Source organism: Streptomyces longispororuber (genome assembly GCF_014656095.1).
GTDB classification, from domain to species: domain Bacteria; phylum Actinomycetota; class Actinomycetes; order Streptomycetales; family Streptomycetaceae; genus Streptomyces; species Streptomyces longispororuber.
Map to the genome: position 1 here is coordinate 1 of NZ_BNBT01000029.1, position 21,869 is coordinate 21,869.

At 71.9% G+C, this 21,869-nt stretch carries 19 protein-coding genes and 1 pseudogene; 10 read left to right on the plus strand and 10 right to left on the minus strand.

What is annotated here, in order from left to right; genetic code table 11:
- Positions 1 to 240 precede the first annotated feature (240 nt).
- The gene (locus IE330_RS12385) at positions 241 to 681 is read left to right on the plus strand and encodes a hypothetical protein (RefSeq protein ID WP_190135995.1); all 441 of its coding nucleotides are present in this window, start codon (positions 241 to 243) and stop codon (positions 679 to 681) included.
- Between the two features lie 105 nt (positions 682 to 786).
- Here the strand turns inward: IE330_RS12385 and pgl are convergent, their stop codons facing one another.
- From pgl to tkt, 5 genes and pseudogenes are all read right to left on the minus strand, one after another.
- A complete protein-coding gene (pgl, locus tag IE330_RS12390) occupies positions 787 to 1,611 on the minus strand; it encodes a 6-phosphogluconolactonase (RefSeq protein WP_190135996.1) in 825 nt (274 codons plus the stop codon).
- Positions 1,612 to 2,008: 397 nt separating this feature from the next.
- Positions 2,009 to 2,933 (minus strand): annotated as a pseudogene (opcA, locus tag IE330_RS12395) (glucose-6-phosphate dehydrogenase assembly protein OpcA); the annotation flags it as partial.
- Entirely contained in the window at positions 2,930 to 4,462 is a 1,533-nt protein-coding gene (gene zwf / locus IE330_RS12400) for a glucose-6-phosphate dehydrogenase (RefSeq protein ID WP_190135998.1), read from the minus strand. The pseudogene opcA and the gene zwf, both read right to left, overlap by 4 nt.
- A 5-nt stretch (positions 4,463 to 4,467) precedes the next feature.
- Complete coding sequence (tal, locus tag IE330_RS12405) at positions 4,468 to 5,586, minus strand: transaldolase (RefSeq protein WP_190135999.1); 1,119 nt, start codon at positions 5,584 to 5,586, stop codon at positions 4,468 to 4,470.
- A gap of 33 nt (positions 5,587 to 5,619) precedes the next feature.
- Complete coding sequence (gene tkt, locus IE330_RS12410) at positions 5,620 to 7,707, minus strand: transketolase (protein WP_190136000.1); 2,088 nt, start codon at positions 7,705 to 7,707, stop codon at positions 5,620 to 5,622.
- 394 nt (positions 7,708 to 8,101) lie between these two features.
- Between tkt and IE330_RS12415 the strand changes: the two genes are divergently transcribed.
- Positions 8,102 to 9,052: a heme o synthase gene (locus IE330_RS12415; protein ID WP_190136051.1), complete on the plus strand. Its 951-nt coding sequence runs from the start codon at positions 8,102 to 8,104 to the stop codon at positions 9,050 to 9,052.
- Between the two features lie 35 nt (positions 9,053 to 9,087).
- On the opposite strand, the gene IE330_RS12420 is transcribed toward IE330_RS12415, so the two are convergent.
- Positions 9,088 to 10,314, minus strand: coding sequence for a class I adenylate-forming enzyme family protein (locus IE330_RS12420; RefSeq protein ID WP_190136001.1), 1,227 nt, complete (start codon positions 10,312 to 10,314; stop codon positions 9,088 to 9,090).
- A 123-nt stretch (positions 10,315 to 10,437) separates the two neighbouring features.
- On the opposite strand from IE330_RS12420, the gene IE330_RS12425 reads away from it, so the two are divergent.
- Together IE330_RS12425 and IE330_RS12430 are read left to right on the plus strand one after the other, a co-directional pair.
- Positions 10,438 to 10,857: a hypothetical protein gene (locus tag IE330_RS12425; RefSeq protein ID WP_229925586.1), complete on the plus strand. Its 420-nt coding sequence runs from the start codon at positions 10,438 to 10,440 to the stop codon at positions 10,855 to 10,857.
- A 99-nt stretch (positions 10,858 to 10,956) separates the two neighbouring features.
- Entirely contained in the window at positions 10,957 to 12,045 is a 1,089-nt protein-coding gene (locus IE330_RS12430; RefSeq protein ID WP_190136002.1) for an amidohydrolase family protein, read from the plus strand.
- A gap of 75 nt (positions 12,046 to 12,120) precedes the next feature.
- On the opposite strand, the gene IE330_RS12435 is transcribed toward IE330_RS12430, so the two are convergent.
- The 4 genes from IE330_RS12435 to IE330_RS12450 form a co-directional block, all read right to left on the minus strand.
- Positions 12,121 to 13,140 (minus strand): COX15/CtaA family protein, encoded by a 1,020-nt coding sequence (locus IE330_RS12435; protein WP_190136003.1) that lies wholly within the window; start codon positions 13,138 to 13,140, stop codon positions 12,121 to 12,123.
- Positions 13,141 to 13,236: 96 nt separating this feature from the next.
- Entirely contained in the window at positions 13,237 to 13,953 is a 717-nt protein-coding gene (locus IE330_RS12440) for an ABC transporter permease (RefSeq protein WP_190136053.1), read from the minus strand.
- A gap of 119 nt (positions 13,954 to 14,072) precedes the next feature.
- Positions 14,073 to 14,999, minus strand: coding sequence for an ABC transporter ATP-binding protein (locus tag IE330_RS12445; protein WP_190136004.1), 927 nt, complete (start codon positions 14,997 to 14,999; stop codon positions 14,073 to 14,075).
- Positions 15,000 to 15,101: 102 nt separating this feature from the next.
- The gene (locus IE330_RS12450) at positions 15,102 to 15,908 is read right to left on the minus strand and encodes an AAC(3) family N-acetyltransferase (protein WP_190136005.1); all 807 of its coding nucleotides are present in this window, start codon (positions 15,906 to 15,908) and stop codon (positions 15,102 to 15,104) included.
- Between the two features lie 161 nt (positions 15,909 to 16,069).
- Between IE330_RS12450 and IE330_RS12455 the strand changes: the two genes are divergently transcribed.
- The 6 genes from IE330_RS12455 to IE330_RS12480 all read left to right on the plus strand — a co-directional run bounded on the left by IE330_RS12455 (position 16,070) and on the right by IE330_RS12480 (position 21,864).
- Positions 16,070 to 16,849 (plus strand): helix-turn-helix transcriptional regulator, encoded by a 780-nt coding sequence (locus IE330_RS12455; RefSeq protein ID WP_190136006.1) that lies wholly within the window; start codon positions 16,070 to 16,072, stop codon positions 16,847 to 16,849.
- Positions 16,846 to 18,267 carry a Fe-S cluster assembly protein SufB gene (gene sufB, locus IE330_RS12460; RefSeq protein WP_190136007.1) on the plus strand — a complete coding sequence of 474 codons (1,422 nt, stop codon included), beginning with the start codon at positions 16,846 to 16,848 and terminating at the stop codon, positions 18,265 to 18,267. Before IE330_RS12455 ends, sufB begins: the two co-directional genes overlap by 4 nt.
- A 61-nt stretch (positions 18,268 to 18,328) precedes the next feature.
- On the plus strand, positions 18,329 to 19,513 hold the full coding sequence (gene sufD, locus IE330_RS12465) for a Fe-S cluster assembly protein SufD (RefSeq protein WP_190136008.1): 1,185 nt from the start codon (positions 18,329 to 18,331) through the stop codon (positions 19,511 to 19,513).
- Positions 19,510 to 19,839, plus strand: coding sequence for a bifunctional 3-phenylpropionate/cinnamic acid dioxygenase ferredoxin subunit (locus IE330_RS12470; protein WP_190136009.1), 330 nt, complete (start codon positions 19,510 to 19,512; stop codon positions 19,837 to 19,839). The genes sufD and IE330_RS12470 overlap by 4 nt, the downstream gene beginning before the upstream one ends.
- A 7-nt stretch (positions 19,840 to 19,846) precedes the next feature.
- Complete coding sequence (gene sufC, locus IE330_RS12475; RefSeq protein WP_190136010.1) at positions 19,847 to 20,611, plus strand: Fe-S cluster assembly ATPase SufC; 765 nt, start codon at positions 19,847 to 19,849, stop codon at positions 20,609 to 20,611.
- On the plus strand, positions 20,608 to 21,864 hold the full coding sequence (locus tag IE330_RS12480; protein ID WP_190136011.1) for a cysteine desulfurase: 1,257 nt from the start codon (positions 20,608 to 20,610) through the stop codon (positions 21,862 to 21,864). Before sufC ends, IE330_RS12480 begins: the two co-directional genes overlap by 4 nt.
- The last annotated feature ends 5 nt before the right edge of the window (positions 21,865 to 21,869 follow it).

Consider the following 21,869-nt stretch of genomic DNA (forward strand, 5'->3'; position numbering starts at 1 on the left):
GTCGAACCGGCCCTGACCGAGGGTGCCGACGTCCCCGGCCTGGACCCCTCCACCACCGCACTGGTGAACAAGTACCGGGAGCTGCGGGGGCGTTGAGCCGGAGCGGGGCCGGGCGCCCGCGTCCGTACACGGGCGCCCCACTCGCCATCGGTGTCGCGTCAACACCTGCCGTCACCCGTTCGGCTGAGTCGCCGACGGTCCGGGTGATGCACGTGCCTGCTCCGCTGAAGCATGACGGACATGACACAACAGCAGGGCTGGGCCGCCCCCGTACCGCCGCCGCAGACGAAGAAGCGCCGAAAGTGGCCCTGGGTCCTCCTGGTGCTGGCTCTGCTGATGGTCGGTGGCTGTGCGGCACTGATCGCGAGTATCGGACACGAGGTCGACAAGGAGTCGAAGCGCGAGATCGTCGTCCGGTACGAGGTCACGGGCGACGCGAAGGGCGTCACGGTCACGTACTCCGCGTACAGCGACGACGACCTCTCGCAGAACCAGGTCAGCGACGTCGACCTGCCCTGGCGCAAGGAGGAGAAGGCGAAGGGCTTCGTCAAGGGCGGGACGCTCGTCGTCACCACCGGAGCCTCCGGCGGGACCGTTCGGTGCAAGGTCACGGCCGACGGCACGACCCACACCGCCACGGCCGACGGCCGCTTCGCCACCGCCACCTGCGACGGCTTCTGACGGCGATGCGCCGGTGATCCACCACGCGGACGGGCCCCGGACGTGAGAACGTCCGGGGCCCGTCCGCGTGCGCGGGCAGCCGAGATCCGTGAGCCGGTCCCGGCGTCAGGGAGACGCCGGCGGATACAGGTCGCGCGGCAGTTGCGACGCCGCCGCCGCGTCCAGGAGCCACAGGGTGCGGGAGCGGCCGCGGGCGCCCGCCGCGGGGGCCTGGACCTCGCCCGCCCCGGACAGGGCGATCGCCACCGCCTTCGCCTTGTCCTCGCCCGCCGCGAGCAGCCACACCTCACGGGCGGAGCGGATCGCGGGGAGCGTCAGCGAGACGCGCGTGGGCGGCGGCTTCGGCGCGCCGTGGACGCCCACCACCATGCGCTCCGTCTCGCGGACCGCGGGCAGCTCCGGGAAGAGCGAGGCCACGTGCGTGTCCGGGCCGACGCCCAGCATGAGCACGTCGAACGCGGGCACCGGGCCGCCCGCGTCGGCGGTCGCCGAGCGGTAGTGCTCGGTCCCGGCCGCCGCGGCCAGCTCGGCGGCGTACGCCTCGGCGGCCGCGTCCGCGCCGTCCCCGGCGGAGCCGACGGCGTAGGGGCCGTCGGAGGCGGGCATCGGGTGCACCCGCGCCGGATCCAGCGGGACGGCGTCGAGCAGGGCCTCGCGGGCCTGCGTGTAGTTGCGCTCGGGGTGGCCCTCGGGCAGGAACCGCTCGTCGCCCCACCACAGGTCGAGCCGCGACCAGTCCACCGCGTCGCGGGCGGGGGCCGAGTGCAGCGCCGCGAGCAGGCCGTTGCCGTTGCGGCCGCCCGTGAGGACCACGGAGGCGGAGCCGCGGGCGGCCTGCGCGTCGACGATCTTCGTGATGAGCCGGGCCGCGGCGGCCTGGGCCATCAGCTCCTTGTCGCGGTGGACGACGAGCTGGGGAGGCGTGGTCACTTCGCGGCCGCCTTCTTCGCCGTGGCCTTCTTCGTCGCCTTCTTCGCCGGGGCCCTGTCCGATGACGACTTGTCCGGCGACGAGTTGTCCGGCGACGCGTTGCCCGACGACGACTTGTCCGATGACGCGTTGCCCGACGCCGACTTGTCCGACGCCGACTCGCCCAGCGACTTGTCCGACGACGGCTCGTCCGCCGTGGCCTTCCTCGCGGGGGCCTTCCTGGCGGGAGCCTTCTTCTCGGCCTTGCCGCCGGAGGAAGCCGCCTTCGCCTCGGAAGGCGCCTCGGAGGCTGCCTCCGAGCCGTTGTCCCGCGCTCCGACGCCCTGCTCCCCGGCCCCGGGGGCCGAGCCCTCGTCCCCCGACCGCCGCAGCGACGACGACGTGTCCGCCCGTGTCGCCTCGCCCAGCCGGTCCACGCCGTACCGCAGCGCCGACGCGTACGTGTCGTCCGGGTCCAGGCGCCGCAGCTCCTCCGCGATCAGCTCCGACGTCTCGCGGCGCTTGAGCGCCACCGCGCGGTCGGGCTGGCCCTGGATGGAGAGCGTGGCGAGCGAGCCGTCCGCGCGGTCGAGCACGATCGGGCCGCAGGTGGTCTCCATGCGGACGCCGGTCAGGCCGGGCCCGGTGGACAGGGTGCGCTCGACCGGCACGGAGAGCCGGTCGGCGAGCCACATCGCGAGCAGCTCGACGCTCGGGTTGAACTCCTCGCCCTCCACCTCGGCGGCGGTGACCTCGCAGGTGACCTGGTCCAGGGCGGCCGCGAGCATGGAGCGCCACGGCGTGATCCGGGTCCAGGACAGGTCGGTGTCGCCGGGGTGGTAGGCCTCGGCGCGCGCGGTCAGCTCCTCGATCGGCCGCTCGGCGGCGTACGTGTCGGTGACGCGGCGCTGGGCCAGCGTGCCCAGGGGGTCCTGGGCCGGGTCGAGCGGGGCGTTCACCGGCCACCACACCACGGTCGGGGCGTCCGGCAGGAGCAGCGGGAGCACCACCGACTGGGCGTGGTTCACGACCTCGCCGTACAGCCGGAGCACCACCGTCTCGCCGGTGCCCGCGTCGGCGCCCACGCGCACCTCGGCGTCCAGGCGCGAGGACGTGCGGTCGCGCGGGGAGCGCGAGACGCGCTTGATGACGACGAGCGTGCGCGAGGGGTGCTCGCGCGAGGCCTCGCTGGCCGCCTTCAGGGCGTCGTAGGCGTTCTCCTCGTCGGTGACGATGACGAGGGTGAGGACCATGCCGACCGCCGGGGTGCCGATCGCGCGGCGGCCCTGCACGAGCGCCTTGTTGATCTTGCTGGCGGTGGTGTCCGTAAGGTCGATCTTCATGGCCGGCGCCAGCTCCGTCCGTCTCGTGCGAGCATCTCGTCCGCCTCGACCGGGCCCCACGTGCCGGCGGGGTACTGCGCGGGCGTGCCGTTGGCGTCCCAGTACTCCTCGATCGGGTCGAGGATCTTCCAGGACAGCTCGACCTCCTCCGTGCGCGGGAAGAGGTTGGCGTCGCCGAGCAGGACGTCCAGGATCAGCCGTTCGTACGCCTCCGGGCTGGACTCCGTGAACGACTCGCCGTACGCGAAGTCCATCGACACGTCCCGGATCTCCATCGACGTGCCCGGGACCTTGGAGCCGAAGCGGACCGTGATGCCCTCGTCGGGCTGGACGCGGATGACGATGGCGTTCTGCCCGAGCTCCTCCGTCGCCGTGTGGTCGAAGGGGGAGTGCGGGGCGCGCTGGAAGACGACGGCGATCTCGGTGACGCGGCGGCCCAGGCGCTTGCCGGTGCGCAGGTAGAAGGGGACGCCCGCCCAGCGGCGGTTGTCCACCTCCAGTTTGACGGCGGCGTAGGTGTCGGTCTTCGACTGCGGGTCGATGCCCTCTTCCTGGAGGTAGCCGACGGCCTTCTCGCCGCCCTGCCACCCGGCGGAGTACTGTCCGCGCACGGTGTCGCGGCCCAGGTCCTTCGGCAGCCGTACGGCGCCGAGCACCTTGGCCTTCTCCGCGACCAGGGCGTCCGCGTCGAAGGAGGCGGGCTCCTCCATGGCGGTGAGGGCCATGAGCTGGAGCAGGTGGTTCTGGATGACGTCGCGGGCGGCGCCGATGCCGTCGTAGTAGCCCGCGCGGCCGCCGATGCCGATGTCCTCGGCCATGGTGATCTGCACGTGGTCCACGAAGGACCGGTTCCAGATCGGCTCGAACATCTGGTTGGCGAAGCGGAGCGCCAGGATGTTCTGGACGGTCTCCTTGCCCAGGTAGTGGTCGATCCGGAACACCTGGTCCGGGGCGAACACCTCGTGGACGATCGCGTTCAGCTCGTGGGCCGACTTCAGGTCGTGGCCGAAGGGCTTCTCGATGACGGCCCGGCGCCAGGAGCCCGCGGGCGCGTCCGCGAGCTCGTGCTTCTTGAGCTGCTGGACGACCTGGGGGAAGAACTTGGGGGGCACGGAGAGGTAGAAGGCGAAGTTGCCGCCCGTGCCCTGCTGCTTGTCGAGGTCCTGGATGGTGGCCTTGAGCTGCTCGAAGGCCTCGTCGTCGTCGAAGTTGCCCTGGACGAAGCGCATGCCCTGGATGAGCTGCTGCCAGACCTCCTCGCGGAAGGGGGTGCGCGCGTGCTGCTTGACCGCGTCGTGCACCTCCTGCGCGAAGTCCTCGTCCTGCCACTCGCGGCGGGCGAAGCCGATCAGGGCGAAGCCCGGTGGCAGCAGGCCGCGGTTGGCCAGGTCGTACACGGCGGGCATCAGCTTTTTTCGGGACAAATCGCCCGTAACGCCGAAAATGACCAGGCCCGACGGCCCCGCGATACGCGGGAGCCGTCGGTCCGCGGCGTCACGCAGCGGATTCGCACCTTGAAGTGCGCTCACTGGTGTCAGCCCTCCGAAGGGGTCAGTCGCTTGAGCTCGGCCTCGGTCGACTTCAGCAGGTCGTTCCAGGACGCCTCGAACTTCTCCACGCCCTCGTCCTCGAGGAGCTGCACGACCTCGTCGTAGGAGATCCCGAACCGCGCCAGCGCGTCGATGTCGGCGCGCGCCTGCTCGTACTGGCCGGCGATGGTGTTGCCGGTGATCTGCCCGTGGTCGGCGGTGGCCTCCAGCGTGGCCTCCGGCATGGTGTTCACCGTGCCCGGCGCGACCAGCTCGTCGACGTACATCGTGTCCTTGTACGCCTTGTCCTTGACGCCCGTCGACGCCCACAGCGGGCGCTGCTTGTTGGCGTGCGCCTTGTCGAGGGCGGCCCAGCGGTCGGAGCCGAAGACCTCCTCGTACGCCTGGTAGGCGAGCCGGGCGTTGGCGAGGGCGGCCTTGCCGCGCAGCGCCTTGGCCTCGTCGGTGCCGAGCGCGTCGATGCGCTTGTCGATCTCGGTGTCCACGCGGGACACGAAGAACGACGCCACCGAGTGGATCTTCGAGAGGTCCAGGCCGCGCTCCTTGGCCTTCTCCAGGCCCGCCAGGTAGGCGTCCATGACCGCGCGGTAGCGCTCCAGGGAGAAGATCAGCGTGACGTTGACGCTGATGCCGAGGCCGATGACCTCGGTGATCGCCGGCAGGCCCGCCTTGGTGGCCGGGATCTTGATGAGGGTGTTGGGCCGGTCCACCAGCCACGCGAGCTGCTTGGCCTCGGCCACCGTGGCGCGCGTGTCGTGCGCGAGTCGCGGGTCGACCTCGATGGACACCCGGCCGTCCTGGCCGTCGGTCGCGTCGAAGACCGGCCGCAGGATGTCGGCGGCGTCACGGACGTCCGCCGTCGTGATCATGCGGATGGCCTCTTCGACGGTCACCCTGCGCGCGGCGAGGTCGGTGAGCTGCGTGTCGTAGCCGTCGCCCTCCGAGATCGCCTTCTGGAAGATCGACGGGTTGGTCGTGACGCCCACGACGTGCTGCTGGTCGATCAGCTCGGCGAGGTTGCCGGACGTGATCCGCTTGCGCGACAGGTCGTCCAGCCAGATCGCGACGCCTTCGTCGGAGAGGCGCTTGAGTGCGTCTGTCATGGAATTACATCTCCTACTCGTCTGGTACGGGCGTCAGCGCTGCGCGGCGGCGAGCGAGTCCCGGGCCGCCGCGGCCACCGCGTCGGCAGTGAAGCCGAACTCGCGGAAGAGGACCTTGCCGTCCGCCGAAGCGCCGAAGTGCTCCAGCGAGACGATGCGGCCCGCGTCCCCGACGTACTTGTGCCAGGTCAGGCCGATGCCCGCCTCGACGGCCACGCGGGCCTTGACGGACGGCGGCAGCACGCTGTCGCGGTACCCCTGGTCCTGCTCCTCGAACCACTCGACCGACGGCATCGAGACCACCCGCGTCGGCACGCCCGCCGCCTGGAGCTGCTCGCGCGCCTCCACGGCGAGCTGCACCTCGGAGCCGGTGCCGATGAGCACGACCTGCGGCTCCCCGCCGTCGGCCTCGAACAGCACGTAGCCGCCCTTCGCGGCGTCCTCGTTCGCCTCGTACGTCGGCACGCCCTGACGGGTCAGCGCGAGGCCGTGCGGGGCGCCCTTGCCGAACTCCTTGGTCCAGCGGCGCAGGATCTCGCGCCAGGCGATGGCCGTCTCGTTGGCGTCCGCCGGACGGACCACGTTCAGGCCGGGGATGGCCCGCAGCGACGCGAGGTGCTCGACCGGCTGGTGGGTCGGGCCGTCCTCGCCGAGGCCGATGGAGTCGTGCGTCCACACGTACGTCACCGGCAGGTGCATCAGCGCGGACAGGCGCACGGCGTTGCGCATGTAGTCCGAGAACACCAGGAACGTACCGCCGTAGATGCGCGTGTTGCCGTGCAGCGCGATGCCGTTCATCTCCGCGGCCATGGAGTGCTCGCGGATGCCGTAGTGGATCGTGCGGCCGTACGGGTCCGCCTCCGGCAGCGGGTTGCCCGCGGGCAGGAACGACGACGTCTTGTCGATCGTGGTGTTGTTCGAGCCCGCCAGGTCCGCGGAGCCGCCCCACAGCTCGGGGATGACCCCGCCGAGCGCCTGGAGGACCTTGCCGGACGCGGCGCGCGTCGCGACGGCCTTGCCCGTCTCGAAGACCGGGAGCTTCTCCTCCCAGCCGGCGGGCAGCTCGCCCGCGGCGATGCGGTCGAACTCCGCGGCGCGCTCGGCGTTGGCGCTCCGCCACTCCTGGAACGACTTCTCCCACGCGTCCCGCGCCGCGCGGCCGCGCTCGTGCGCGCCCCGCGTGTGCTTCAGGACCTCCTCGGAGACCTCGAAGCTCTGCTCCGGGTCGAAGCCGAGGACGCGCTTGGTGGCCGCGACCTCCTCGTCGCCGAGCGCCGAGCCGTGCGCGGCCTCGGTGTTCTGCGCGTTCGGCGCCGGCCAGGCGATGATCGAGCGCATCGCGATGAAGGACGGCTTGTCGGTGACCGCCTTGGCCTGCTGGATCGCCTCGAACAGGGCCCGCGGGTCGAGGTCGCCGTTCTCCTTCGGCTCCACGCGCTGGACGTGCCAGCCGTAGGCCTCGTACCGCTTCATGGTGTCTTCGGAGACGGCGGTCTCGGTGTCGCCCTCGATCGAGATGTGGTTGTCGTCCCACAGCAGGATGAGGTTGCCGAGCTGCTGGTGCCCGGCCATCGACGATGCCTCGGCGGAGATGCCCTCCTGGAGGCAGCCGTCGCCGGCGATCGCGTAGATGTAGTGGTCGAACGGGGAGGTGCCGGGGGCCGCCTCCGGGTCGAACAGACCGCGCTCGTACCGGGCGGCCATCGCCATGCCCACGGCGTTGGCCACGCCCTGGCCCAGCGGGCCCGTCGTCGTCTCGACGCCGACCGTGTGGCCGTACTCCGGGTGGCCCGGGGTCTTCGAGCCCCAGGTGCGGAACGCCTTCAGGTCGTCCAGCTCCAGGCCGAAGCCGGCCAGGTAGAGCTGGATGTACAGGGTCAGTGACGAGTGGCCCGCGGAGAGCACGAATCGGTCACGGCCGGTCCAGTCGGCGTCCGCCGGGTCGTGCCGCATCACCTTCTGGAAGAGGGTGTACGCGGCGGGCGCGAGGCTCATGGCCGTACCGGGATGGCCGTTGCCGACCTTCTGTACGGCGTCCATGGCCAGGACCCGGACGGTGTCGACGGCCCGCTGGTCCAGTTCGGTCCACTCGAGGTCTGTGGTGGTCGGCTTGGTGCTCACCCTGGGTCAGGGCTCCTCTCCACATGTCGAATGCCGGCGGCGTAGGAATCGCCCCGGCCGTTGTCGAGCCTACCCTTGTAAGAACGTGCGTTTTTTCGAGTCATTCCAGACTGCCGGGACCCGTTGGGATCCGCCTCCTGAACGCTCCGCGCCGCTTTCACCATGTGAATACGGGACCGCTCATCTGGGTGTCCTTCCGAGGCGTGATTCGGCTCGTTCTCTCCGTGTGCCCGACCTGCCCGCCAACACCCCTCGTCTGGCCGCCCAACACGAACCCACCCCCGCGAAGGGCCAGGTATGGGCAACGTCTACAGTGGCGTGGTACGCGTGAGCCTTTACCGGAACTTCATGTCTGAAGGTCTGCCGTGGGCTCGCTGGGATGTCTCTGTCAGGGGTGTGCGTGACGGCCGTTGAATCCCGTCCAGTGGGGACGCTTGGGAGCCGGAGCCCGAGCCACCGGCCGTTCGGGGCCCGAGTCAAGGCGTTCGTGGCGCTGACGAAGCCGCGGATCATCGAGCTGCTGCTGATCACCACCGTTCCGGTGATGTTCCTCGCCGAGCAGGGGGTGCCGGACCTCAAGCTGGTGCTGCTCACCTGCGTCGGCGGCTACCTCTCCGCCGGCGGGGCCAACGCGCTCAACATGTACATCGACCGCGACATCGACGCCCTCATGGAGCGCACGTCGCAGCGGCCGCTCGTCACCGGCATGGTCAGTCCCCGCGAGTGCCTGGTCTTCGGCATCACCCTCGCCGTCGTCTCCACGCTGCTCTTCGGCCTCGCCGTCAACTGGCTCTCGGCCTGGCTCTCGCTCGGCGCCCTGCTGTTCTACGTGGTCGTCTACACGATGATCCTCAAGCGGCGCACCTCCCAGAACATCGTCTGGGGCGGCATCGCCGGCTGCCTGCCCGTCCTCATCGGCTGGTCGTCCGTGACCAACTCGATGTCGTGGGCTCCCGTCATCCTCTTCCTGGTGATGTTCTTCTGGACGCCGCCGCACTACTGGCCGCTGTCCATGCGGGTCAAGGAGGACTACGCGCGCGTGGGCGTGCCGATGCTGCCGGTCATCGCCTCCAACAAGGTCGTCGCCCGGCAGATCGTCCTCTATAGCTGGGTCATGGTCGCCGTCTCGCTGCTCCTGCAGCCGCTCGGCTACACCGGCTGGTTCTACACCGTCGTGGCCCTCGCCACGGGCGGCTGGTGGCTGTGGGAGGCGCACGCGCTGCAGAACCGCGCCAAGGCCGAGGCCACCGGCACCAAGCTCAAGGAGATGCGCCTCTTCCACTGGTCCATCACCTATGTGTCGCTGCTGTTCGTGGCCATCGCGGTGGACCCCTTCCTGCGCTGACCCGGCAGCCCGCCGTACGGAGCGGCCCCGTCGCCTCAGGGTGACGGGGCCGCTCCGCGTTCGCGTTCCGCCCGGCGGCGCCCGGTGAGGTACAGGTAGCCGTCCTCGTCGCGCCGCGCCGCGCGGCCGGTGCGGTACCAGCCGTCGCGCAGGGCCGCGTCCGTGGCCCTCTTGTCCCGGAAGTACCCGTCGAACAGCAGGGGCCCGCGCACCCACAGCTCCCCGCGCGCGAGCCGGACCCGCACCCCCGGCACGGGCGTTCCGCAGGTGCCGGCCCGGGCCCGGACGTCGGCGGGCTCCCACGCGGTGAGGTCGCCCGTCTCCGGCGTAGCGAAGACGGCGCGGACCCGCGCCCCCGGCGTCGCCGTGCGGATCGCCTCCAGGAGACGCGGGGGAGCGGCGCCGGGCTCCGCGGTCTCCACGTCGGCGCAGCGCAGGGCCGCGAGGTGGTGCGGTGCCGTGTCCAGGACGCCCTCCCATACGCGGGGCGTGCCCAGGAGGCGCGCGGCCCGGTGCTCGCGCACGGCCGCGCAGACCGCCGCCGGACCCGGCTCCTGCGGCAGGACCACGGTGCCCCGGGCCTGCCACTGCCGCAGCACGGCGGTCCAGGCGCCCCAGTGCCCCGCCGGCAGGCCGCACACCAGGACGCCCGGCGGCTCCGGCCGGGCCCCGCAGTGGGCCCGCAGGACAGCCGCGCGCTGGGAGACGACCACGCCGCGGGCGCGGCCGGGCCCGGTGAACAGCAGGAGGTGCGGGTCGCCCTCCGCGGGGGCGGGCTCCGCGGGGGTGCCCTGCTCGGGGGCGGGCTCCGCGAGGACAGGCTCCGGCGGGGCGGCGGCTCGGGGCTCGGCCGATGCCGGAGCCGGAGCGTGGGCGAGGGCCGGTGTCAAGGCCGCAGCCGAGGCCGGGGCCAGGGCCGGGGCCGGGCACACCTCCGCCAGCTCCGCCTCCGTCAGGACCAGGCACGGTGCCACCGCCCCGGGCGGGCGCGCCGGGGCGGTCGCCCGCTCCAGCGGTACGAACACCGCGCCCGCGCGCGCGGCCCCGATGTACACCGGCAGGGCCGCGGCCAGGCTCCGCGCGGGGCACGCCACGCGGTCGCCGCGCCGGACGCGCCGCGCGGCGAGGAGGCGCCCCGCCCGGTCCCAGGCGGCGTCCAGCTCCGCGAAGGTGAGCGCCCGTGCGCCGTGGACGAGCGCGGTGCGGCGCGGGGCGGCCTCGGCGGCGGACCGGACGACCTCGCCGATCAGGAGACCCGACATGTCCACGTCCTACCACGGCGCGGCGTGGGGCGGAACGGGCGTGCGAGGCACGGCGGGACCGTGGCCGAGACCACGCCCCCCGGCCGTCGCCGAATGATCTACCCGTCGGTAGCATCCTGTGCCATGGCAGACACGGAGCAGGGCACCGACGGCACGGCGGCGCCGGGCGAGCAGGCGTCGCACGGCGAGCAGGCATCGCACGGCGAGCAGGCGGCGACGGCGGCCAAGGACGCCGCGCGCGCCGAGCGCAGGGCCGCCAAGCTGGCCAAGCACATCACCGGGTTCGCCCGGGCCCACGGCGGCGCCGAGGGACAGCTCGCGTACCTCGGGCAGCGGGGCACCCGGATCGTGCTCGTCGGCGAGGACGGCGGCTGGGGCGACCTCGTCGCGCCCACCCACGCGATCGCGCTGAGCGCCGTCGAGAAGGCCGGGATCACCGTCCGCGAGGCCTTCGACGGCGACCTCGCCGCCAAGGTGCGGACCGGTCCGTACGAGTGGTCCCGCATGGCGGGCATCCAGATCGGCGGCTCCGCGCGCGGATGAGACACGCCCGGGGCGGGCACGGGTGACAAGGCGAGCAACACCTGACGCCGGGGTCACCCGTTAGGACCGTGGAAGAGCGGTCCACACAGGGGAGCGAGGATGATCGAGACGCCGTCCCTGGTGGACCAGCACTGCCACGGGGTGCTCCGTACGGAGCTGGGCCTCGGCACCTTCGAGGCGCATCTGGGCCGCAGCGAGGGCCCGCCCGCTCCCGGCACCACCTTCTTCGACACCCAGACCGGGTTCGCGGTGCGCCGCTGGTGCCCGCCGCTGCTCGGCCTGGAACCGCACTGCCCGCCCGCCCGCTACCTGGCCCGCCGCCGCGAGCTGGGCGTCCTGGAGGCCGGGCGGCGCCTGCTGCGCGGCAGCGGCATCACCACGTACCTCGTCGACACCGGGCTGCCCGGTGACCTCACCGGGCCGGGGGAGCTGGCCTCGGCCGGAGCCGCCGAGGCGCACGAGATCGTCCGCCTGGAGTTACTGGCCGAGCAGGTCGCCGACACCTCCGGCACCGTCGACTCCTTCCTCGCCAACCTCGCGGAGTCCGTGCACGGGGCCGCGGCCGGGGCGGTCGCGTTCACCTCGGTCGCGGGCCTGCGCCAGGACCGGCCGCTGCCCGCGGAGCCGCCGGGGCCGGGCGAGGTGCGCGGCGCCGCGGGCCGCTGGCTCGCCGGACGCGAGGTGGGCGGCGAGCTCACCGACCCGCTGCTGCTGCGCCACCTGCTGTGGATCGCCGTGGCCTCCGGGCTGCCGCTGCAACTGCACACCGGGTCCGCCGACCCGCAGCGGTCCTTCGGCGCCTTCGCCCGCGCGACCGCAGGCCTCGGCACCGACCTCGTACTCCTGCACGGCTACCCCCACCACCGCGCCGCGGCCCACCTCGCGGGCATCTTCCCGCACGTGTACGCCGATCTGGGGCCCGCCCTGGTGCGCACCGGGGCCCGGGCGGCCGCCGTCCTCGCGGAGATCCTGGAGCTGGCCCCCTTCGGCAAGCTCCTCTTCTCCAGCGGCGCCCACGGCCTGCCGGAGCTGCACGTGATCGGCGCCCACCTGTTCCGCGAGGCGCTCGGCCGGGTGCTCGCCACCTGGGTGGCCGAGGGCGCGTGGTCCCTCACGGACGCGCAGCGGGTGGCGGGGATGATCGCCGCGGAGAACGCGTGCCGGGTGTACGGGCTGGCGGAGGAGTAGCGCTGAGGCGAGGCCCGCCGGACCCCAGACCCCAGACCCCAGACCCAAGACCCCGGACCCCCGTACCCGAGGCGCTCAGACCGCGGACAGCTCCGCGTCGGTCCGCGCGGGGACCTCGGAGGCCGTCGCCGGACGCTCGCGCAGCGAGAGCGCCACCCGCAGCACCGCGATCCACACCAGGCACGAGCCCAGCATGTGGGCCGCGACCAGCGCCTCCGGCAGGTCCGTGAAGTACTGGACGTAGCCGATGACGCCCTGGGCCAGCAGCACCAGGAACAGGTCGCGGGTGCGGGCCAGCGGGCCGCGCGGGGCGTCGACCGCCTTGAGGACGAACCACAGGGCGAACGTCAGCGTCACCACGATCCACGCGAGCACGGCGTGCAGCTTGCTGACGCCCTCCCAGTCGAGGCCCACCGCGCCCACGTCCATGCGCGGCACGTCGCTGGAGTCGCCCGCGTGCGGCCCCGCGCCGGTCACGACCGTGCCGACCGCGATGAGCAGGACCGTCACCCCGGTGAGGACCCAGACGAGCTGCGCCACCGACTTGCCGACCAGGGGGCGCGTGGGGGCGTCGCCCTCGCGGGTGCGCTGCCACGTCGCCGTGGCGACCGCGATCAGGGCGGTGGAGAGCAGGAAGTGCGCCGCGACCGTGTACGGGTTCAGGCCGACGAGCACGACGATGCCGCCGAGCACGGCGTTGCCCATGACGATCCAGAACTGCGCCCAGCCGTACCGCGTCAGGCTGCGCCGCCACGGCTTCTGCGAGCGCGCGGCGATGATCGCGAACCCGACGGCCGCGCACAGGACGTACGTCAGCAGCCGGTTGCCGAACTCGACGACGCCGTGGAAGCCCATCTCGCTGGTCGCGGTGAGCGAGTCGTCGGTGCACTTGGGCCAGGTCGGGCAGCCGAGGCCCGAGCCCGTGAGCCGGACGGCGCCGCCGGTGACCACGATGACGACGGTCATCACCAGCGAGACGAGCGCCGCGGTCCGGACGGTCCGCTGCGTCGGGGTCCAGCGCTCGGCGATGTAGGCGAGCGGGTTGCGCGCGAAGTGAGCGACATCGGCTCGGGTCACGTTTGGCACGGGCCCCATCGTAGGGGGCCGCTTGTGCACGGCTTCACGAGGGGGACGTATCCGCTCCAACTGTGACGGCGGTTACGTCCCGCGGCCCGCCGCGGTGGGGCCCGCTCACTCCCAGCGGAAGAACCGCGCCGCCGCGCCGAGCCCGAGCACCGCCCAGACCGCGAGGATGCCGAGGTCCCCCCAGGGCATCGCGGCGCCGTCCCGGAGCACGTCCCGCAGGCCGTCCGAGAGGGCCGAGACGGGCAGCAGGGCGAGCGCGGCCTCCACGCCGCCGGGGAACTTGTCGAGCGGCACGATGACGCCGCCGCCGACGAGGAGGAGCAGGAAGACGAGGTTCGCGGCGGCCAGTGTGGCCTCCGCCTTGAGGGTGCCCGCCATCAGCAGGCCGAGCCCGGAGAACGCCGCCGTACCGAGGACGAGGAGCAGCAGCACGGCCAGCGGATTGCCGTGCGGCGACCAGCCGAGCGCCAGCGCGATCACGGTGAGCAGGAGGACCTGGAGCACCTCGGTGACGAGGACCGACAGCGTCTTGGCGGCCATCAGGGCCCAGCGCGGCAGCGGCGAGGCACCGAGGCGCTTGAGGACGCCGTAGCGCCGCTCGAAGCCGGTGGCGATGGCCTGCCCGGTGAAGGCCGTCGACAGGACGGCGAGCGCCAGGACGCCGGGCGTGAGGAAGTCCACGGCCTTCCCCTCGCCGGTGTCGACGACGTCGACGGCGCTGAACAGGACGAGCAGCAGCGTCGGGATGACCACGGTGAGCAGGAGCTGCTCGCCGTTGCGCAGCAGCATCTTCGTCTCCAGGACGGCCTGCGCGCGGATCATGCGGGGCAGCGGCGCGGCCCCCGGCCTCGGGCTGTACGTGCCGGGCGTGCCGGGCGTGCCGGGAGTGCCGGGACTGTTCGATGTGCCCGACGTGCCGGACGTACCGCCGGTGGTGCTGGTCACGACCGCAGCTCCTTACCCGTGAGCTCCAAGAAGACGTCCTCCAGGGTGTGCCGTTCCACGGAGATCCGGTCCGGCATGACGCCGTGCTGCGCGCACCAGGAGGTGACGGTGGCGAGCAGTTGCGGGTCGACGGTGCCGCTCACGCGGTACGCGCCCGGGGTGACCTCGGCGGCCGCGGAGTCCGGGGGCAGCGCCTTGAGCAGCGAGCCGACGTCGAGGCCGGGGCGGCCGGTGAAGCGCAGGGTGTTCTCGGCGCCGCCGCGGCACAGCTCCTCGGGGCTGCCCTGGGCGACCACCTTGCCGGCGTCGATGATGGCGACGTCGTCGGCCAGCTCCTCGGCCTCGTCCATGGCGTGCGTGGTGAGGACGACGCCGACCCCGTCGGCGCGCAGGTCGCGCACGAGGCCCCAGGTGGCGTGGCGGGCCTGCGGGTCGAGCCCGGCGGTCGGCTCGTCGAGGAAGACCAGCTCGGGGCGGCCGACGACGGCCAGGGCGAGCGCGAGGCGCTGCTGCTGGCCGCCGGAGAGGCGGCGGTAGGTGGTGCGGCCGCAGGAGCCGAGCCCGAGCCGTTCGACGAGGGCGTCAACGTCGAGCGGGTGGGCGTGCAGCGTGGCGACGTGCCGCAGCATCTCCTCGGCGCGGGCGCCGGAGTAGACGCCGCCGGACTGGAGCATCACGCCGATGCGCGGGCGCAGCGCGGCGGCCTGGGCGACCGGGTCGAGGCCGAGGACGCGGACCGTGCCCGCGTCGGGCGTGCGGTAGCCCTCGCAGGTCTCGACGGTGGTGGTCTTCCCGGCGCCGTTCGGGCCGAGCACGGCGGTGACGGTGCCTGCGCGGACGTCCAGGTCGAGGCCGTCCACCGCGGTCTTCGCCCCGTACCGCTTGACCAGGCCCCTGACCTGGACGACGGACTCATTTCCCATGACGGGAAGTCTAGAGAGGGCCGGAGGGGGCCCGGCCTCCGGGCTCGAAGGCCGCCCGGCCCCCGCTCGCGAAGGCCCCCGGTCGCCGGGAAGGGAGCGCGCTCAGGCGCCCGCCGGAGGCCGGTGTTCCGCCAGCCACCCCCCGGCGTACGCGACGGCGTCCGGCAGCGCGAAGAGGCGGGCCGTGGCGGCCCCGACCGCCCCGCGCGTGACCGGGCGGTCCCGCTCGAAGGCCGCGCCCAGCTCGTCGAAGCGGTCCTCGCTGATCGCGGGCTCGCGCACGGTCGTCCAGCGGCGGCCGTGCTCGGTCAGCACCGCGAAGGAGTTCTCCACCAGCGGCGCGGGCAGGCGGTACTCCGCCAGGTGGAAGGCCGTGCAGGAGTCGAAGCCCGCGCCCAGGAGCAGCACGCGCGCGCCCGCCTCCTCCAGCCGGGCCAGCGGGCTGCGCTCGCCCAGGCGGCAGTCCAGGGCGTGGCCGGCCATCAGCTCCCGCGCGCGGGGGCCCACGGCAGCGAACGACGTCTGCGGATGGGCGCTGCGGACGGCTCCGGGCCAGGTGCGGACGGTCTCCGGGACCACGCCGACACCGCGGGTGCGCGCGGTGCGCGGGTCGTACGCCGGCATCGTCTTGCGGATCACCGGCCACCACTCCTCGGGCACGGGAGGGTGCTGCCACTCCGCCGGGTCGGAGTTGTCGGAGGACTGGGTAGGCACGACGAGGGTGCCCTCGTCGCCGAGGGCGTCGAGCAGCGCGAGGACCACCGTTTCGGCGCCGCCGCAGACCCAGCCGAGGGAGCTGAGCGAGGTGTGCGCGAGGAGCGTGTCACCCTGTCGCACGCCGAGGGCGCGCAGTTCTTCCGCGAGGGTCGCGCGCGTGCACAAAGGGCCGGTCACAGGGGGTGTCGACATGGTCCCGGAGTCTTCTGCACCGCCTACGGGGGCGCCACCGATTTGTTGGGCCGGTGATCGTTTCCGCAGGTCAGCTTAGGTTTGCCTAAGTGATGCACGGCACCGCCGGGTGATCCGGACGTGGCTTGTCAGGCTCTGAGGAATTACGCAACAATGGCGTTGTGAAAAACGTCGGCGAGGCTCAGGAGACCCCCACCGGGGCTCCTCAGGAAGAGCTCGCGACCGGTGAGCGGTCCACGCGCAACCGCGTCGCGCGCTCCATCCTGGACCACGGCCCCTCGACGGTGGCCGACCTCGCGGGCCGCCTCGGCCTCACCCAGGCCGCCGTCCGCCGCCACCTCGACGCCCTCGTCCAGGAGAACGTGGTGGAGCCCCGCGAGAAGCGGGTCTACGGCGCCCGGGGGCGCGGCCGCCCCGCCAAGGTCTTCGCGCTCACCGACTGCGGCCGGGACGCCTTCGACCAGTCGTACGACAAGCTGGCCGCCGAAGCCCTGCGCTGGATCGGGCAGACCCACGGCGAGGAGGCGGTCGCCGCGTTCGCCCGCGCCCGCGTCGCCGAGCAGGCGAAGGCCTACCGCGCGGCCGTGGAGGCGGCGTCCCCCGAGAACCGCACCCGGGCGCTGGCGAAGGCGTTGACCGCCGACGGGTACGCTGCTACGGCGCGTAGCGCACCCCCGCCGCGCAGCGGCGAGCAGCTCTGCCAGCACCACTGCCCGGTCGCCCACGTCGCCGAGCAGTATCCGCAGCTCTGCGAGGCGGAGACGGAGATCTTCTCCGAGCTGCTCGGGACGCACGTCCAGCGGCTCGCCACCATCGCGCACGGCGACGGCGTCTGCACGACGTTCATCCCGCGCGGCGAGGTCCCGCAGGGCACCCCGCAGACCACCCCACGAACCGCCAACCACGCATCAGCAAGCACGGCCGGGAGGAACCCCGCATGACTCTCCCCACGGAGACTGCCCACCCTGAGCTCGAGGGCCTGGGCAATTACGAGTACGGCTGGGCCGACTCCGACGAGGCCGGTGCCGCCGCCAAGCGCGGCCTGAGCGAGGACGTCGTCCGCGACATCTCGGGCAAGAAGTCCGAGCCGGAGTGGATGACGAAGCTGCGCCTCAAGGGCCTGAAGCTCTTCGAGAAGAAGCCCATGCCGAACTGGGGCTCGGACCTGTCGGGCATCGACTTCGACAACATCAAGTACTTCGTGCGGTCCACCGAGAAGCAGGCCGAGTCCTGGGAGGACCTGCCGGAGGACATCAAGAACACGTACGACAAGCTCGGCATCCCCGAGGCGGAGAAGCAGCGCCTGGTCGCCGGCGTCGCCGCGCAGTACGAGTCCGAGGTCGTCTACCACCAGATCCGCGAGGACCTGGAGGAGCAGGGCGTCATCTTCCTGGACACCGACACCGCGCTCAAGGAGCACCCGGAGCTCTTCAAGGAGTACTTCGGGACCGTCATCCCCGCCGGTGACAACAAGTTCGCCGCGCTGAACACGGCCGTCTGGTCCGGCGGATCGTTCATCTACGTCCCCAAGGGCGTGCACGTCGAGATCCCGCTCCAGGCCTACTTCCGCATCAACACGGAGAACATGGGCCAGTTCGAGCGGACGCTGATCATCGTCGACGAGGACGCCTACGTCCACTACGTCGAGGGCTGTACCGCCCCGATCTACAAGTCGGACTCGCTGCACTCCGCCGTCGTCGAGATCATCGTCAAGAAGGGCGGCCGCTGCCGCTACACGACGATCCAGAACTGGTCGAACAACGTCTACAACCTGGTCACCAAGCGCGCCGTGGCGTACGAGGGCGCGACCATGGAGTGGATCGACGGCAACATCGGCTCCAAGGTCACCATGAAGTACCCGGCCGTCTACCTGATGGGCGAGCACGCCAAGGGCGAGACCCTGTCCATCGCCTTCGCGGGCGAGGGCCAGCACCAGGACGCGGGCGCCAAGATGGTCCACATGGCGCCGAACACGTCGTCCAACATCGTCTCGAAGTCCGTGGCCCGCGGCGGCGGCCGGACGTCGTACCGCGGCCTGATCGAGATCGGCGAGGGCGCGCCGGGCGCGAAGTCCAACGTGCTCTGCGACGCGCTGCTCGTCGACACGATCTCCCGCTCGGACACGTACCCGTACGTGGACGTCCGCGAGGACGACGTGTCCATGGGGCACGAGGCCACCGTCTCCAAGGTCTCCGAGGACCAGCTCTTCTACCTGATGAGCCGCGGTCTGACCGAGTTCGAGGCGATGGCGATGATCGTGCGCGGCTTCGTCGAGCCGATCGCCAAGGAGCTCCCCATGGAGTACGCCCTGGAGCTGAACCGGCTGATCGAGCTGCAGATGGAAGGCGCCGTCGGCTAGTACCGCCCCGCCACCGACGCAGCGACCGACTGACACGCAGAGAGAGAGCACGACGACAGCCATGGCTGAGGCCCAGAACATCCCGGTGGGGTCGACCACCGCCGGTTCCATCGCGGTGGCAGCGGAGTCCACCGTCGCCACGCGCATGAGCGCGCCGCCGTCCTTCGACGTGGCGGACTTCCCGGTGCCGCACGGCCGCGAGGAGGAGTGGCGCTTCACCCCGCTGGAGCGCCTGCGCGGGCTGCACGACGGCACGGCCGTCGCCACCGGCGAGGGCGTCAAGGTCGAGGTGGAGGCGCCCGAGGGCGTCACCGTGGAGACCGTCGGCCGCGACGACGCCCGGCTCGGCAGGGCCGGCACCCCGGTGGACCGCGTGGCCGCGCAGGCGTACTCGGCCTTCGAGAAGGCCTCGGTCGTGACCGTCCCCAAGGAGACGGTGCTCGCCGAGCCGATCCGCATCGCCGTGCACGGCGACGGCGGCACCGCCTTCGGCCACCAGGTCATCGAGCTGGGCGCGTTCGCCGAGGCCGTCGTCGTCATCGACCACTCCGGTGACGCGGTCCTCGCCGCCAACGTCGACTACGTCCTCGGCGACGGCGCCAAGCTGACCGTCGTCTCCGTGCAGGACTGGGACGACAAGGCCGTGCACGTGGCGCAGCACAACGCGCTCGTGGGCCGCGACGCCTCCTTCAAGTCCGTCGTGGTGACCTTCGGCGGCGACGTCGTCCGCATCCACCCGCGCGTGGCCTACGCCGGCCCGGGCGGCGAGGCGGAGCTGTTCGGCCTGTACTTCACCGACGCCGGCCAGCACCAGGAGCACCGCCTTCTGGTCGACCACAACGTCCCGCACTGCAAGTCCAACGTCGTCTACAAGGGCGCGCTCCAGGGCGAGCAGGCGCACGCCGTGTGGATCGGCGACGTCCTCATCGAGGCCAAGGCCGAGGGCACCGACACCTACGAGATGAACCGGAACCTGGTCCTGACGGACGGCGCCCGGGTCGACTCGGTGCCGAACCTCGAGATCGAGACCGGCGAGATCGTCGGCGCCGGTCACGCCTCGGCGACCGGCCGCTTCGACGACGAGCAGCTCTTCTACCTGATGGCCCGCGGCATCCCGGAGCGCGAGGCCCGCCGCCTCGTGGTCCGCGGCTTCTTCGCGGAGCTCGTCCAGCAGATCGGTGTCGACGACATCCAGGAGCGGCTCATCGCGAAGATCGAAGAGGAGCTGGAGGCGTCCGTCGCATGACGTACGTACGCGCCTGTGGGCTGGGCGAGCTGGAGGAGGACACCCCGAAGCGGGTGGAACTCGACGGCACGCCGGTCTCGCTCGTCCACACCGAGGGCGAGGTGTTCGCGATCCACGACATCTGCTCGCACGCGAACGTCTCCCTCTCCGAGGGCGAGGTGGAGGACTGCCAGATCGAGTGCTGGCTGCACGGCTCCGCCTTCGACCTCCGCACCGGCAAGCCGTCCGGCCTTCCCGCGACGCGCCCCGTCCCCGTATACCCCGTAAAGATCGAAGGGGGCGACGTCCTTGTCGACGTACGCGCCTCCGTCACCCAGGAGTCCTGAGGCACCCATGGCAACGCTTGAAATCCGCGACCTGCACGTGACCGTCGAGGTCGAGAACGGCACCAAGGAAATCCTCAAGGGTGTCGACCTGACCGTGAAGCAGGGCGAGACGCACGCCATCATGGGCCCCAACGGCTCCGGCAAGTCGACCCTCGCCTACTCCATCGCGGGCCACCCCAAGTACACGATCACGCAGGGCACCGTCACTCTCGACGGCGAGGACGTCCTGGCGATGGAGGTCGACGAGCGTGCCCGCGCGGGCATGTTCCTCGCCATGCAGTACCCCGTCGAGGTCCCTGGCGTCTCCGTCTCCAACTTCCTGCGCACGTCGGCGACGGCGATCCGCGGCGAGGCCCCCAAGCTGCGCACCTGGGTGAAGGAGGTCAAGGAGTCGATGGCCGGGCTCCAGATGGACCCGTCCTTCGCCGAGCGCAACGTGAACGAGGGCTTCTCCGGCGGTGAGAAGAAGCGCCACGAGATCCTGCAGATGGAGCTCCTCAAGCCGAAGATCGCGATCCTCGACGAGACCGACTCCGGCCTGGACGTCGACGCCCTGCGCGTCGTCTCCGAGGGCGTCAACCGCGTCCGCGAGACGGGCGAGGTGGGCACCCTGCTCATCACGCACTACACGCGCATCCTGCGCTACATCAAGCCCGACTACGTCCACGTCTTCGCGAACGGCCGCATCGCCGAGTCCGGCGGCCCCGAGCTCGCCGACAAGCTGGAGAACGAGGGCTACGAGGCGTACGTGAAGGGAGGCGCGTCCGCGTGACAGCACTGCCGGGCCTCCTCGACACCGAGACGCTCCGCAAGGACTTCCCGATCCTGGAGCGCGCGCTCCACGACGGCAAGAAGCTCGTCTACCTGGACAACGCGGCGACCTCGCAGACGCCGCGCCAGGTCATCGACGTGCTCAGCGAGTACTACGAGCAGCACAACGCCAACGTCCACCGCGGCGTGCACGTCCTCGCCGAGGAGGCCACGGCGCTGTACGAGGGCGCCCGTGACAAGGTCGCGGAGTTCATCAACGCGCCCAGCCGCGACGAGGTGATCTTCACCAAGAACGCCTCAGAGTCGCTCAACCTCGTGGCCAACATGCTCGGCTGGGCCGACGAGCCCTACCGCGTGGACCACGAGACCGAGATCGTCATCACGGAGATGGAGCACCACTCCAACATCGTGCCGTGGCAGTTGCTCTCGCAGCGCACGGGCGCGAAGCTGAAGTGGTTCGGCCTCACCGACGACGGCCGCCTCGACCTGTCGAACATCGACGAGGTCATCACGGAGAAGACGAAGATCGTCTCCTTCGTCCTGGTCTCCAACATCCTCGGCACGCACAACCCGGTCGAGGCCATCGTGCGCCGCGCCCAGGAGGTCGGCGCGCTGGTCCTGGTCGACGCCTCGCAGGCCGCGCCGCACATGCCGCTGGACGTGCAGGCGCTCCAGGCCGACTTCGTAGCCTTCACCGGCCACAAGATGTGCGGCCCGACGGGCATCGGCGTGCTCTGGGGCCGCCAGGAGCTCCTGGAGGACCTGCCCCCGTTCCTCGGCGGCGGCGAGATGATCGAGACGGTGTCCATGCACTCCTCGACCTACGCGCCCGCGCCGCACAAGTTCGAGGCGGGCACCCCGCCGGTCGCGCAGGCCGTCGGCCTCGGCGCGGCGGTGGACTACCTGACCGCCATCGGCATGGACAAGATCGCCCAGCACGAGCACGCGATCACCGAGTACGCGGTGAAGCGGCTCCTGGAGGTCCCTGACCTGCGGATCATCGGCCCCGGCACGGCCGAGGACCGGGGCGCGGCGATCTCCTTCACGCTCGGGGACATCCACCCGCACGACGTGGGCCAGGTCCTCGACGAACAGGGCATCGCGGTACGGGTCGGCCACCACTGCGCCCGCCCCGTGTGCCTCAGGTACGGAATTCCCGCGACCACGCGAGCGTCGTTCTATCTGTACTCCACGCCCGGCGAGATCGACGCCCTCGTCGACGGCCTGGAGCACGTCCGGAACTTCTTCGGCTGAGGGGC